We start from the raw sequence: 13981 nt of genomic DNA on the forward strand, positions 1-13981 counted from the left end.
GCCTTGGCCACGGGGCGCAGACGCTGCTCCGGCGAAGAGATGACGCCGCCGGACCGGAGGTCTACGACCGGCCCTTCACCGCGGATCAGGCACCTTCCGGTCGGCCGACGTCCGCGGCTCATCGCTGGGTAACGGCGACAAGGGCGAGGCCGGCCTGTTCCGCCCTGTTGTCAGCTCTTCGGCAGGGGCACGAGCTCCATTCGGCCTCCGGCGAGAGCGACGACGGCGGAGACCAGGGCCCGCAGACAGGTGAGCTCGGCCTCCTCGTCGGGCAGTGAGAGATGCTGCACCGAGAGGCCGTCGAAGCCGGCCAGGAAGAACCGGGCGATGGTCTCCGCCGGCTGGGCGAGCTGGTGACCGGTGCGCTCGGCCGCCTCGGTCACCAGCCTCGTTGTCACGGCCGTCACCTGGCCGTAGTGGCTCTCGAGGGCCTCCTGCAGTCGTGGTGTCCGGAGCGCGAACATGGACAGTTCGGTGAGCAGCTGGTGGGTGGTCGGCTGCTCGCGCACGGTCTGCCACAGGGCGGCGGCGAGTGCCGCGACCGTCTCCTCGAAGCCGGCGTCCGCGGGCGCCGCCCGTTCGACCTGTGCGATCAGATTGTGGGTGAGCTGCTCCATGACGGCTCCGTACAGATCTTCCTTGGTGCCGAAGGTGTAGTGCACCGTTGCCTGGGCCACGCCCAGCTCGGCCGCGATGGCGCGGGTGCTTCCGGCGGCGACGCCCTCCCTCGTCATGAGGGCGATGGCGGCCTTGATCAGCTGAGGACGGCGCTCTGCCGCGGATACATGAGCCATGAAGACATTGTAGCGACTTAGTCCAGTGAATGAATCGTTTGATCAGGTCACGTTTCCGGCACTCCTTCTGCGGCTGAGGTCGCGCTGGTCGGTCTCTGCCATGCTCACGGCAACGAGGGGGCCGGCCTCGGCCGCGATCTTGCCCAGCCAGATATGAGCGGGGTCGCGTTCGTGCAGGGGGTGCCACAACAGTGATTCCACCAGCGGTCCCTTCCCGAAAGGCAGGTCGACGAGGGTCGTGCCGCTGCCGGAAGAAGCCGGACGGGCGGCACGCTCAGGGAGCACCCCCGCCCGGTCGGTGCCCGCGATGAGGTGGCGCAGGGACAGGACGTTGCAACAACATCGCCGAGACCCTGCAGCGGATCACCGCGCCGCGCGCCGCGCAGCCCGCCGCGTTCGAGGGCGGCGTAGCGGTCGTACGCGAGGTGCTGAGCCGGCGGTAGGGAGTGTCGCTGGAAAACTTCGAGATGTACGACGGGAGCGGCAGGCCGGTACGGCACCGTGAGGCTGCGCCGGCTCGTCGGTCTGCAGACCGACCGGGGGACGGCTACTTCCGCGCGGCCGAGGAGTGGCTCCGCCATGCGTCCGCTCGCCTGGACGCTCGGCATCCCGCCAGGCCGGCGCCGCCACATGAGCCAAGCCGGCTTCGCGTAGTGCGAGTACCAGTCGTCGCTGACTCGAACCGGTGCCCCTCCCAGTTGGTCACGAGTCTTGGCATAAGGTGCGGTCGAGTTGATGTTCGGATCGTTCATCCACAGTGAGCAAAGGGCGGGTCGGTCATGCCGTTCACGGTGCCGCAGGCGGTGATACGCCGAACCGAAGGTTGGCTTGTCCGGCGAGGTGCACCCACGATGATCGAGGGGTACGGCTTCGTCGATCACGTGCTCCCCCGAATGCTGCCGTCGCTGGCCTTTGTGGCGCTGGCCAGCCTGGCCTGGCTCGTCCCGCTCAGATCCGCGGGCTCGCACGGGTGGATCCTGCTCGGTGGCGTCGCCGTGGTGACGCTGGCCGCGTGGGGCACAAGTACCGTTCTCGTCCGGCGGCTTCCCCGTTTCTCGCGCAGGGCCGCCATCACGATCCTCGCCGCGTACGCCACGATGCCCGTCGCAGTACCTCTGTTGCAGCTCGCCGTCGACGGAGCCGTCACACCGCCGGGCGGCAACGTGGTCGGGCTGCTGGGTTTCGTGATCTTCTTCGCCGCCGTTTTCGTCGCCACACTTCTGGCCACCACCTACGGTCTCGGCACGCTACTGCGTCGGGCGGTCCGCCACTCGGTCTTCGACCTGCGCAACAGCGTGCACCTGCTGGGCCGGGCGCTGCCCGCGTTGCTCTTCGTCACGCTCTTCCTGTTCTTCACCGGCGAGTTGTGGCAGGCCATGAACCGGCTGGCGTGGTGGCGGGTCGTACTCGTCGTCGTGCTCTTCGCCGCGATCACCGTGCTTGCCGCCGCTGCCCGCCTGCGTGACGAGATCGGCCGGGTCGAGCAGGACCTCAGCCGACCCACGCTCGCGGCGGCGTGCCGGGACACTCCCTTGGCCGGTGTGCGGGTCGAGCAGCTGGCGCCCGACGGTCAACTGCCTGCAATGCCGCTGACCCCACGGCAGGAACGCAACCTGCTGCTGATGCTGGCCAGCCGCCAGCTCGTGCAGGCAGCGGTGGTCGGCCTGACGCTGTTCACCTTCTTCCTCGCCCTGGGCGTGCTGGTGGTCACGCCCGAGACAGCGGAACAGTGGATCGGCGAAAATCCACAGATGTCCGCCCTCTTCCCCGTGATCCCCGTCGCGATGTTGCGGAACGCCACACTCCTCGCCGCGTTCGGCAGCATGTACTTCGCGGTCACTTCGATGACGGACGCGGACCATCGACAGCAGTTCTTCGCTCCGATCATCGACGAGATCGAGCGCGTGCTCGCGGTGCACGCGGTGTACCTGGCCGTGCGCGAACCGGCCCCGGCCGCGCCCCAGGGCCTGAGCATCGGATGACCTCTGGGACGGCCAGAGGCATCACTCAGCGCCGCAACAGCGGTTCCGGCTGTACATGCGGTTGACCGTTCGCAAGGAACGGCCGCGCCCTGGAGCCCAGTTGAGAATCACGGACGCGGACGGCATGCGGCTCACCTGCTTCGCCACCAACACCCCCGACCGGCCGATCGCCGAACTCGAACTCCGCCACCGGGTGCGGGCCCGCGCGGAGGACCGCATCCGGGCCGCACGTTCGACCGGCCTGTGGAACCTCCGGCCACGGCCCCGAAGCGCACCGTAGGAGCCCGGCAGGCCGTACCCGCGTCCAGCTGACCGGTCACTCCGCTCCCAGGGTCCGGCCGACCTCATGCCAACGTGGCATTCGACCGGGCCCTCGGTCACGGCGGCCGAACTTCGTGGGTACATGGCAAAGTTGGAGTCAACCGGCTCGTCGGTCGACTATCAGTGAGGCATCCCGCCCCAGCTCTCCTCCATTTTGGGGCGGCTGTCGACGACAAGCGTATTGCCCGGAATCCGATGCATGCCAAGTCCGTGCGATGGCCCAAGGCGGCCCAGGAGCGACGCGACGTGTGGCCGCTGGCTACCGCGCTCGGAGTCCGCGATGAGCACGTCGTTCTCGCAGACGACGTGCGCGTCGAGGGCGTTGCGATACCAGTCGAGAAGTTCTTCGCGCGCGTCGTCTGTAGCACCGCGTGAGCCAGGCGCCTGCTACTCATGGCGGGTTGTTCTCTGATCGAGCTGTACGGGCTTGAGTTGAACGGGGGGCTAATCGACCAGGTCCAGTGCGGCCCCGACGATGCTTTCGGTGTCAAGGTGGTGGTACCGGTAGACCTCGTCCAGGGAGCCGGACTGTCCGAAGCGGGTGACGCCGAGTGCTGTGGTCGGGACCTGGTTGATCGTGGCGAGGAAGGCCAGCGTGTGCGGGTGACCGTCCAGGATCGTGACCAAGGGTGTCGCCCTGTCGGCGGGAAACACCTCGTCAAGGATCCAGTGGTCGGCCGGGTCCTGGCCCTGGCGGGCACGCACGGCGCGGTAGAGGAGGTCGGGGCTGGTGACGCAGATGACATCAGCCCGGATGCCGCTCTGCTCAAGGCGGTCGGCGGCTGCGAGGGCTTCCGGTACGAGGGCGCCCATGACGGCGAGGGTCACCGCCGGGTCGTCTGTGCGCCGCAGCGCGTAGGCCCCGGCCACGACCTGCCGTCGGCGGTGTTCCCGGGCGGCAGGATCGACCGGGACGGCGGCGAGGCCCTGATCGATCGGGCGGGTGGACAGTCGCAGGTAGGCCGAGGTGCCATCCGGCTTCCCAAGGCGTCCGAGACTGGCCAGCAGGGTCCATTCGGTGTCGATGACGAAGGCCGGTTCATAGGTGACGCAGCCGGGCTGTTCGATGCCGATGGAGGGAGTTTTGATCGACTGGTGGGCGCCGCCTTCCGGGGCGAGGGTCACCCCGGAAGGGGTGCCGACCAGAATGGACTGTCCCCCGGCGTAGATGCCGTACGACCACGGCTCCAGGGCGCGTTCGACGAACGGGTCGTAGAGCACGCCGATCGGCAGCAGGGGCTGGCCCCACCGGCTCCAGGCCGTGCCGAGCTCACTGATGAGGCCGACCAGGTTGACCTCGGCGATGCCCAGCTCGATGTGCTGTCCGCTGGGCTGTTCCCGCCAGTGCAGGATCGTTTCGCGGTCGTCGGCGAACCAGTCGGTCCGCTCGGTGGCCGACCAGACACCGACCTTGTTGACCCACCCACCGAGATTCGTCGATGAACTGACGTCGGGGCTCACCGTCACTATGCGCCGCGCGACCTCGGGCGCCTGGCGGGTGAGGTCGAGCAGTGTCCGACCGAGCGCGGCCTGGGTGGTGGCCTTTGAGGACGTGGATGTGCGGCCGAGGTCGAGCGGCAGAGTCTGCGGCGGGACGGGGGAGACTTCCTCCCGTCGCAGGCGCTGTGCGGTCTTGCGGCAGAGCTCCGCCGCAAGGCTGTCCGCGGGTGGCGGCCGCCACGGGTCGTCCACAGCAGCCCCGACCCGGTCCGCCAGCTGACTGATCTGGTCCCCGGTGAGCAGCGCGGAGTGGTTCTGAGGGTGGCCCTGCATGGGCAGGCCGTAGCCTTTGACGGTGTAGGCGAGGATCACGGTGGGCCGTGTGTCGTCGATCGCACCGAATGCCGCGTCGAGCCTGTCAAGATCATGGCCGCCGAGGTTGGCCAGAGCCCTGACCAAGCTCTCGTCGTCCAGCCCGGCGATCAGCTTGGTGATGTCGGCCGCATCGGGGCCGGTGCCGGGCAGCCGACGGCGTACCTCGCCGGCGTCGCAGCGCAACAGGCGCTGGAATTCCGGGTTGCTCATCTCGTCGATACGCCGACGAAGGGCGTCTCCGCCCGGCTCCCGGAAGAGTTGTTCGAGGACTTTTCCGTATTTCAGCTCTATCACCTGCCAGCCGGCGGCGCTGAAGAGCCCACGGAGTCGGTCTGCGGCCAGGTGCGGGACGACCCTGTCCAGCGACTGGCGGTTGAGGTCGACGATCCACACGATCTCGCCCAGGTCGGAGACGGCAGGGTCCAGCACGGCCTCCCACACCGCTCCCTCGTCGAGTTCGGCGTCGCCGACCAGCGAGTACTGCCGGCCGGTGCCGGCTCCGCCGAAGGCACACTCCACATAGCGGCGGGTCACCGCGCCCCATATCGGCGCGGTCGCGCCGATGCCCACGGAGCCGGTCGAGTAGTCCACCGGGTCAGGGTCCTTCGCGCGGCTCGGGTAGCTCTGCAGCCCGCCGAACTCGCGCAGCCGAGAGAGGTAGGACCCGTCGAGGCTGCCCAGCAGGTAGTTGATCGCGTGCAGGACGGGCGAGGCGTGCGGCTTGACCGAAACCCGGTCGCCGACGCGCAGATGCCTGAACCACAAGACGGTCATCAGCGACACCATCGAGGCCGACGACGCCTGGTGTCCGCCCACCTTCAGGCCCGAAGCGTTGGGGCGGACCCGATTGGCATGGTCGACCATCGCGGTCGACAACCACAGAACCCGGTTCTCGACCTCGCGGAGTACGGCGAGATCCTCGCAGGTCGTGGTCCGGTCGAGTGGGGGGCTTGTCATGGTTGCCGTCCTCTACTTCGGTGTGAAACACGAACCGTGAGCGTGCGCTTGCGCACTCACATCAGCAGGGTGAGGAGCCATCGAGAAGGCTGCCTGGTTCGCGCCGGTCTGGGAGTCGTGAGCGGGAGAGATGCGCGAGGACCCACCGCTCTGACCAGGGGTGCGCCCGCACCCTTGCGCGGGGTTTCTTTCAGCGTGTGACGGCGGCGCCGGGGCGCGTTCCGCTTCGCGCTCTCGCCAACGTGTCACTGTTCGGCGCCTTCGGATTCGGCGGTACGCCAGGCCCAGGTCACGGCGTAGCGGGACAGTGTCTCCTGGACTGACGCCGGATCGGCCGACTCCTGGACGGTGACGGTCAGCCGGCCGTCGACAGTGGTCACGTCGAGGACGGCTTCAGGCAGGTCGCCGGCCAGGACCCTCCGCAAGGCGTCTTCACGGAGGGCGGGCTTGAAGGGTTTACCGACGGCGGTGACCGGCAGTTCGCTGACGATGTGGACGTCTTTGGGGGCTGCGGCCGGCTCGGGAACTCCGGCGGCGGCCCAGGCACACAGGTCGGCCTCGTCCACCCCTGCGCCGGGGCGGACCGTCACATAGGCGATCGGGACCTCACCCGAGTGTGGATCGGGACGGCCGACGGCACTGGCGCCGGTCACGTCGGGATGGTCGAGGAGGGCATCCTCGATCACGCTCGGGTCGATGTTGTGCCCGCCTCGGATGATCAGGTCCTTGGCTCGGCCGGTCAGGTAGACGTACCCGTCCGTGTCGACTCGTCCCAGGTCGCCGGTGTCCAGCCAGCCGTCGATGATCTTGCCGTCCGGTTCGGTGACGGGGCGCCCGTCCGGTCCGGGCCGAAGGTAGCCGGGGAACACGGTGGGGCCGCTGATCATCAGCACGCCGTTCTGGCCGGCCGGGAGGTCCCTGCCGTCGGCGACGGCCTTGATCCGCTGGTACGGCAGGCGCTGGCCGACGGAACCGGCGCGGATGCTGCCAGGAAGACTGCGGGCGCTCGCGCAGGTGGCTTCGGTCAGGCCGTAGCCCTCACACAGAGGAACCCCAGTGTGCTGCTCGAACGCGTGCCGGACAGCCGGCGGCAACGGTGAGGCTCCGACGGCGGCGAAGCGGAGGCTGGACAGATCAGCGTCCACCGGGATCTGGGAGAGGACCGAGTACACCGTGGGAACGCCGGACATGGTCACCACCTGGTACTTCTCGATGAGTTTCCAGATGACGCCGTAAAGGTTCGGGTCGCGGTAGCCGAGTGGACCCGTCCACAGGGTTCGCTGCCCCCGGAACAGCGGGGCCAGACCGGTGACCAGCAAGGCGTTCACGTGGAAGAGCGGCAGTCCGGCCAGGAGGGTGGCGCCCTCGTCGAGAGGTGAGATGGCGGCGAGGCTCCAGGCCATCGTGACCTCGTTGCCGTGCGTGTGGGCGGCGAGCTTGGGTGCCCCGGTGGTGCCGCCGGTGTGGAAGTAGGAAGCCAGGTCGCCGGGTCCGGGCCGGTCAGGAGCGTCAAGGTGGTCGGAGGCCGCATGGAGTGCGAGATCCTCCAGATATGCCGTGCGTACGGCGCTCTCTGTGAGCGGTGGTCGGTCGACGCCGGCACCGTCAGGGCGCAGTGCCAGGACAGCGGCCAGGTCCAGTTCCTCGCCCAGCGATACGGCCAGTGCCCAGATCTCGGGGCTGAGCTCCGGCCCGGCGGCAACCAGTACTCGTGCGCCACCGAGCTGCAGCAGGTGCGTGACCGAGACCCGCGACAGCGTCGGGTTGATCGGCTGGGCGACGCCGACCGCCTGTGCCGCGAGGATCGCGGCCAGCAACGTGCCGGTATTGGTCGAGAGCAGCCCGACCGCGTCGCGACGGCGGATGCCGAGCCCCGTGAACACGTTCGCGAGCGCGGTGACCTCAGCGGAGAGATCCGCGAACGTCCACGTTGTCGGGGTGAGCCAACTGGCCGCGTCCGGTAGCAGAACGGCAGAGTCACAGTTCGGCCACTGGGCCGCGGCGCGCTCGACCAGCTCATAGGTGCTGGTCGGCAGCCCACGATCCGCCAGCGGAACAGCCTCGATCGCCGTCAGGTCCGTGCTCTGCGGCCAGAGCAGGTCCGTGGCCTGGGCGGCCGCACGGTCCTCCACGTGACTGGCCGCCTGGACGGTTGCAACGACCGAGGGGGCAGGCAGGTCGGGACGGTCCGGACCTGTGGTGTCTCCAGCCCGTCCGGCGGTGGCATCGGTGCTCACGAATTCTTCTTTCAGGTCAGACGACGGCTGCGATGTGATCGGTGACACCCAGGAGTGCCTTGCCGTAGGTCTCCAGGGAGACCTGGGGCAGGGTGAACGCGTGGCGGGCCGCCACATTGGAGTCGCGCCAGATCCTCTGCAGAGCGTTGACCTCGGCGAAGCTGCCGGCACCGTTGGCGTCCAAGAGGATGTTGAGCGCCTTGTTGACGCTCCGCAGCGCGATCGCTGCGTCGCCGCGGATGCGGGCCCGGGCAGTCAGGTCGGGAAACTCGCCGCGGACGGCATACCGCTGGACGTCGTCAGCGGCACGATAGGCGTGCAGGTGCGCAGTGTCGATCGTGAGGGCTGCCTCGGCGACGAGCAATTGGAAGGCCACTGAGTCGGCCTGCCGAGTGAAGGTCGTGTATGCCAGAGCCTTGCTCGGTGCCGACGCCAGGACCAGGTCCAGAGCGGCGCGGGCCATGCCCAGCTGGGGGCCGACGAGAACCATGACGAGCATCGGTGCGACTGCTGAGCGGTAGCTCGGAGACTCGGGATGGTCAGCGACGTTGGCACCCGTAGCCCCGGCGAGCACAGACAGCGTCCTGTGCTCGGGAACGAATACGTCCTCGGCGACGATCGTGTTGCTGCCCGACGCGCGCATGCCCGCGACGTGCCACGTGTCCTGGACCCGGTAGTCCGCACGCGGGATCATCACCATCGCCTGGTCGACCGTCTCGCCGTTCTCGTCCTGCACCAGCACTCCGCAAGCGGCCCAGCTCGAATGCAGGCTCGCGGACGCATAAGCCCACGTGCCGCTCACCCGATAGCCGCCGTCGACCTTGTGGGCGGTGCCCGATGGAGTCACGACGCCCGACAGGATGGTGTCCGGTCCGTCGGCGAACACCTCATCGATGGCCGGACCGGGGAAGAGACTCGCGGCCCAGGCATTGACATTGGACAGGGTGACGACCCATGAGGTCCCGCCATCAGCCTCGGCAACCGCCGCCGACACATCGAGCAGATCGCGCAAGCTGGACTCCAGGCCGCCATGGCGACGCGGTACCGCGATCCGGAACGCTCCGGCCTGCTGGAGCGCGGCGATGCTCTCCTGCGCCACCCTCCGGTCCTGCTCGCCCTGGGTGGCGTTCTTCCGCAGCAGAGGTGCCAGCTCGCGGATGCGCGCAACCACGTCGTCCACGGGCTCCTGTTTCAACACGGTTTCCGACGAACTGTTTCGCAACGAGGTCATGTGGGTCTCCACAGGGTTTTGGATCACGCGGTCAGTCGGTGGTACGCGGAAGCGTGGAACACCAGCGGTCGTTCGTCGGGCCGGGCGTGCAGCGCCTCAATACGCAGCAGGACGATCGTGTGGTCCCCGGCGCGCATCACGTCGTGGATCGAGCAGTCGAACCAGGCGGTGGCCCCGGGAAGCAGGACTGCACCCTGAGGCGTCACCGTGATGTCAACCCCGGCCAGCCGTTGCTCCGAGCGACTGGCCAGCAGTTGACACAGCTCGATCTGACCACCCCCCAGGACGCTGATGCCCAGCCGCTGCACCTCAAGCAACCGGGCCCAGGACCGGGAACCATCCATCACGCAGACCAACAGCAGCGGAGGATCGAGTGAGACGGACGTGAGTGAACTGGCGAGCATCGCGACCGGTTCGTCACCCGCCATCCCGCACACCGCCGCGACGCCGCTCGGGAAGCATCCGAACGCTCGCCGCAGCTGGGCCTGATCATCCACCGGTGACAGTGAGGAAGGTGTCAACGGGCGACCCCCAGCACTGCGGTGGCAACGGCCAGCAGCCCACACACCACTGCCGGTGCGCTCGCAGGCGCCGGATCGTGAACCCGGACGTGCGCCACGACCGCTCCGGACATCAGCAGTGCGACCCCGATCGCGGCAGCTACGCCGATCGGCGCCCACCACAGGCCACCGATCAAGCCGGCCACGGCGGCGGCCTCAAGCATGCCGATGCGCCGGAAGGCCTCTTCGGAGTAACCCAGATGTGCGGCGTTCTTCGCCATCGAAGGATGGCCGCCCAGCTTCAAAGCGCCGGTCAACGCGACCAGGGTCCCGGTCATGAGCGAGACAACCGCGTACGCGATAGCCATCCTTCTCCGCCTCTCTGCGGTACACGCGGTGTGTTGACCTGCCGCTACATAGTTCGATTTCGCCGAGCGACTCGGTGAGCCGTGAGCACCAGCGGATGACGTTGATCGTTGCGCTGGGGGGTGCCGGCGCGGTGATCTCCGTGGCCGGTCGGGGTGACGCGTGGTGCCAGACTTCGAGTGAGCGGCCGTTGATGAGGTGGGCCGTGGGGTGTATCAGGGGCTGCTCGCGGCGTTCGAGCACCGTGCTGGGAATGCCGTGCCGGGCCGGCAGCAGTGCGAGGGCGCTTCCCGTCGAGCCAGCGCCCGCGATCACGACCGGTGCGGTGCGCATGACCTAGAGAGTCTTCCAGGTGATCGCCCGCCTATTGGCCCGTGGCGTGGTGCCGGGCGGGGTGCCCGCGCCGGGCCGGAGCAGCTCGGCCGGGTCGTCGCCGCGGCGCAGCCGCTCGAGCATGTACTCCGGGTCGAACTCGGTGCCGATCGGGTTGGCGGCGAATTCCTCGCCGGCGAAGAAGGCGGCAGTGGCCTCGGTGGTGGGGTAGTTGTCCACCTGGAACTCCAGGCGGATGCCGTCGGGGTCCTCGTAGTACAGCGAGGGGGTCGGCCCGTGGTTGATGGACCAGACCGGGTGGATGCCCGCCTGCTTGAGTCGCTCGTAGGTGGTGATCAGGCGTTCGAGCGAGGTGAACTGGACGGCGAGGTGGTCGATCCCGTAGACCTTGCGCCGCAGCCGTGCCAGCGGGAAGAGGTATCGCAGGACAGACGGCACCGGGACCAGCGCCAGCCGGTGATGCTCGTGGTCCCAGCTGAGGAAGGTGGCCTGCCGGCCCTGGTGAACCACGCGGGCGCCGAAGACCACGCGGTACCACGCGATCATCTCGTCGCGGCGGGCGGTCTTGACGACCCAGTGCGCGACGAAGGCCGGCGCGGTGTCGTTCCCGGGCTTGCGGGCGCCGACTTCTTTGGCGGCTTCCATGAGCGGTCCTTTCAGGATGTGGTGATGCTGGTGTGCTGGCGGCCGAGGTCGATGGAGCCGTCGGGGCTGCGAATGCTCGCGGTCACGAGGTCACCGGGCTGGAGGTAGGGCTTGCGGAGGTTGGTGCGGATGAACATCCGCCAGAGCTTGTCCTCGGGGAGCAAGGCCGTGGCCAGGCGGCGGACCAGCGCCGGAGGGGTCGTCGCGGCACAGCCGTGGGGGGTGCCGGTGAGCAGCAGGTCCCCGGGACCGAGGTCGCAGAACGTGGTCAGCTCGGTGAGCGTCTCAGCGGGCCGGTAGAGCATGTTGCGGGTGCTGTCGTGCTGGCGGAGCTCGCCGTTGACCTCCAGGCGCAGTTCGAGGTCGTCCAGGAGCGGGAACTCATCCGGCTCCGGGACCGCGAGATAGGGCCCGACCGGGCAGAACCCGCGGTAGCTCTTGCCCTTGAGGAACTGGCCCTGCGGGAGCTGGACGTCGCGGGCGGAGAGGTCGTTGGCGATGGTGATGCCGAAGACGTACTCGTGGAGGTTCTCGGCGGTGACGGTCTCCGGCTGGGTGACCTGCTTGCGCAGCACCAGGGCGAGCTCGATCTCGTGGTCGAGCAGCCGCACGTGGGCCGGCCGGGTGACGGGCGCGTCGGGACCGGTGACCGCGGCGTCCGTCTTGTCGAAGAACAGGTTGAAGGGCCGCGCGTCGGGATCCATCCCGGACTCGATCGCGTGCTGCCGGTAATTGGCGCCCTGGCACAGGACGCGACAGGGCGTGGTCACCGGGGACAGCAGCTCCACCGACCCGGTCGGCAGTCGGGCAGGTTTCTCAACGGCCGACCGCCAGTCGTCGGCGCCGTCACGGATGAGATCCGCGGTCGAGGCGTAGCTGCCGACCAGCGGCGACAGGCCACCGTCGGCAACGGTCGCCCACCGGATCTCGTCATCGAGGCGGTAGCGGGCGAGGTGGATCACCATGCGCGTTCCCTCGCGGGGCGGCGGCGGACCAGCGAGGCCGGCGCCGGTGCGAGCGATCGCGGCCAGTAGCCGAAGTACATGCCGACAGTTCAGCGAACACAGCCGTCGCGGCGCTTGGTCCGTGGTGCAAACCGGCCCGCCGCCGATTGGACCGAAGTCCAAAGGGGCCGTCAGCGCCGTCAGCGCGAGGTGGCCTGTTCGCTCATCACGAGGTCGCCGAACTCCTCCGCGAGCGCCAGCGCAACCTGAAGTTGCATCCGCCGGACCTCGATCTCCCCGCCCCGCAACTGCTCGGCCCGCTGGATGCGGTACGCAACCGTGTTACGCGCGACGTGCAGCATCTCAGCCGTCGTGTTCAGGCTCCGTTCCGTGTCCAGATAGCTCTTGAGCGTGGTGCGCAGGGTGGTGGCAGGCTCCCCGGATCCGGCGAGTCCACCCAGCTCACGGCGCACGAACCGGCGCGCCTCGTCGAGATGCGTGCTGAGCATGGCGAGCAGGTCGAGCTCGGCGTAGTCGAACAGCCACCGGTCGGTGCGGGACAGCATCCCGACCCGGACGGCATCGAGGGCCTGACCGTGACTGGACGCGAACCCCTCGACGCCGGACTCGGGCAGCCCGGCCGCCACCCGGATCCCGGACAGGGGCGTCCCCGTCGATGCCGGCGGCCCCACCCAGGCACCACGGACACTGGACCCCCACGCCCACACCCGTTGCCGGCCGACAGGCAGGATCAAGGTGCCCGTCGCTCCGCCCGCCCGCAGCAACTGCTCCGCGACCCCTGCCAACCGGCCGGGACCGGCCTGTTCGAGGTCGTCAGCCCACACCACCAATGCGGTGTGCCGACGGGTGAGGTCGTAGCCCAGGACGCGGTGCGCATGATCGGCAGCGACCGGCTTTCCGTCGAGGATCTCCTGCACCAGCTCCATGCGCACGGCGGCCGAACTGGTCACCCAGGCAGCGTGCGCCCGGGAGAACTCGCGAGTCATCGCGGCGGACAGCTGGTTGACGATCGCGAACAGCACTTCCGAGATATGCCCCACCGCCGCGAACCGGTCGGAGGCAGGCAGGTGTCGTTCGGCCTCGGCCAGGAGCTCCCTGACAGCGTAGGCATGACCGAGCTGGACGCTTTGCAGCACGTGCTCGATACCGACTCCCCAGCCCACAGCCTCCGCAGCGCCCGTGAGCGCTTCCGCCGGAGGCTCCAGCGCGACCTCGGTGTTCTCGGCCAGCGCAGCGACGATGCTCAACGCGACGGCCTCACATCCCTTCCGCAGCTCCTGCGCGAGGCCGTCCACGCCAAGCTGCGGGATCTGCGTGGTCATGTGATCAGCCATGCCCTGGGCAAGTTCGACGGCCCAGGCCACCGGACCCTCGCCGACCCGGTCGACAAGCCGGTTGATCTGGGCCGAGGGCAGCACCGACCGGGACAACACATTCCGGCCGCGCGGCGCGAGCTCACGAATCCATCCGCCCATGTCGTCCACTGGACCTCGCCAACTCTGTCCGCGACCGAAGCGCAGCGACCAGTCCGTGCCGCCGAGCGCACCCTTGGTCAGCAAGTACAACAGACACCGAACATGACGGCTGGACCGTGCGCCGGGCCGCCGGACGCTTTCAGGTCTCGCCCACCACCGTCCAACGTTGGGCCGACCGCTACCGGCAGCTCGGCAGGCCGGGATGACCGACCGAGCGACCCCAAACCCCTCAAACCCGACACGGGCGCCTTGGTGAAGGACATGGAGGCGCCCCCGCCGAGATCCTCTCCGCCGGGAAGCAGGCCGGAACTCATCCAGTGCTGCCAGAGGTGTCAGCGGAGTTCCCCACGCTCATCGCGT

The 13981-nt window shown here is 68.8% G+C and carries 11 protein-coding genes and 3 pseudogenes; 3 read left to right on the plus strand and 11 right to left on the minus strand.

Annotation, left to right across the window (positions count from 1 at the left end):
• Positions 1-170: 170 nt before the first annotated feature.
• A complete protein-coding gene (locus ACZ9QC_RS37395) occupies positions 171-794 on the minus strand; it encodes a TetR/AcrR family transcriptional regulator (protein WP_472917138.1) in 624 nt (207 codons plus the stop codon).
• 42 nt (positions 795-836) lie between these two features.
• The gene (locus ACZ9QC_RS37400) at positions 837-995 is read right to left on the minus strand and encodes a hypothetical protein (RefSeq protein ID WP_472917139.1); all 159 of its coding nucleotides are present in this window, start codon (positions 993-995) and stop codon (positions 837-839) included.
• A 578-nt stretch (positions 996-1573) separates the two neighbouring features.
• Between ACZ9QC_RS37400 and ACZ9QC_RS37405 the strand changes: the two genes are divergently transcribed.
• The gene (locus ACZ9QC_RS37405) at positions 1574-2776 is read left to right on the plus strand and encodes a hypothetical protein (protein ID WP_472917140.1); all 1203 of its coding nucleotides are present in this window, start codon (positions 1574-1576) and stop codon (positions 2774-2776) included.
• Positions 2777-2831: 55 nt separating this feature from the next.
• Positions 2832-3029: pseudogene (locus tag ACZ9QC_RS37410) on the plus strand (IS1380 family transposase); the annotation flags it as partial.
• A 512-nt stretch (positions 3030-3541) separates the two neighbouring features.
• Here the strand turns inward: ACZ9QC_RS37410 and ACZ9QC_RS37415 are convergent.
• From ACZ9QC_RS37415 to ACZ9QC_RS37455, 9 genes and pseudogenes are all read right to left on the minus strand, one after another.
• Positions 3542-5869 (minus strand): transketolase-like TK C-terminal-containing protein, encoded by a 2328-nt coding sequence (locus ACZ9QC_RS37415; RefSeq protein ID WP_472917141.1) that lies wholly within the window; start codon positions 5867-5869, stop codon positions 3542-3544.
• A gap of 245 nt (positions 5870-6114) precedes the next feature.
• Positions 6115-8106: an acyl-CoA synthetase gene (locus ACZ9QC_RS37420; protein WP_472917142.1), complete on the minus strand. Its 1992-nt coding sequence runs from the start codon at positions 8104-8106 to the stop codon at positions 6115-6117.
• Positions 8107-8122: 16 nt separating this feature from the next.
• Entirely contained in the window at positions 8123-9337 is a 1215-nt protein-coding gene (locus tag ACZ9QC_RS37425; protein ID WP_472917143.1) for an acyl-CoA dehydrogenase family protein, read from the minus strand.
• A 23-nt stretch (positions 9338-9360) separates the two neighbouring features.
• The gene (locus tag ACZ9QC_RS37430; RefSeq protein WP_472917144.1) at positions 9361-9834 is read right to left on the minus strand and encodes a flavin reductase family protein; all 474 of its coding nucleotides are present in this window, start codon (positions 9832-9834) and stop codon (positions 9361-9363) included.
• A 20-nt stretch (positions 9835-9854) separates the two neighbouring features.
• Complete coding sequence (locus tag ACZ9QC_RS37435) at positions 9855-10205, minus strand: DoxX family protein (RefSeq protein WP_472917145.1); 351 nt, start codon at positions 10203-10205, stop codon at positions 9855-9857.
• A gap of 61 nt (positions 10206-10266) precedes the next feature.
• Positions 10267-10536: pseudogene (locus ACZ9QC_RS37440) on the minus strand (FAD-dependent oxidoreductase); the annotation flags it as partial.
• A 3-nt stretch (positions 10537-10539) separates the two neighbouring features.
• Complete coding sequence (locus tag ACZ9QC_RS37445; RefSeq protein WP_472917146.1) at positions 10540-11181, minus strand: VOC family protein; 642 nt, start codon at positions 11179-11181, stop codon at positions 10540-10542.
• Between the two features lie 11 nt (positions 11182-11192).
• Positions 11193-12146: a fumarylacetoacetate hydrolase family protein gene (locus tag ACZ9QC_RS37450; RefSeq protein WP_472917147.1), complete on the minus strand. Its 954-nt coding sequence runs from the start codon at positions 12144-12146 to the stop codon at positions 11193-11195.
• A 179-nt stretch (positions 12147-12325) separates the two neighbouring features.
• Entirely contained in the window at positions 12326-13705 is a 1380-nt protein-coding gene (locus ACZ9QC_RS37455) for a PucR family transcriptional regulator (protein WP_472917148.1), read from the minus strand.
• Positions 13706-13725: 20 nt separating this feature from the next.
• Between ACZ9QC_RS37455 and ACZ9QC_RS37460 the strand changes: the two are divergent.
• Positions 13726-13865, plus strand: a pseudogene (locus ACZ9QC_RS37460) (helix-turn-helix domain-containing protein); the annotation flags it as partial.
• Between the last annotated feature and the right edge of the window lie 116 nt (positions 13866-13981).

It is taken from the genome of Streptomyces sp. HUAS MS02 (genome assembly GCF_055702265.1).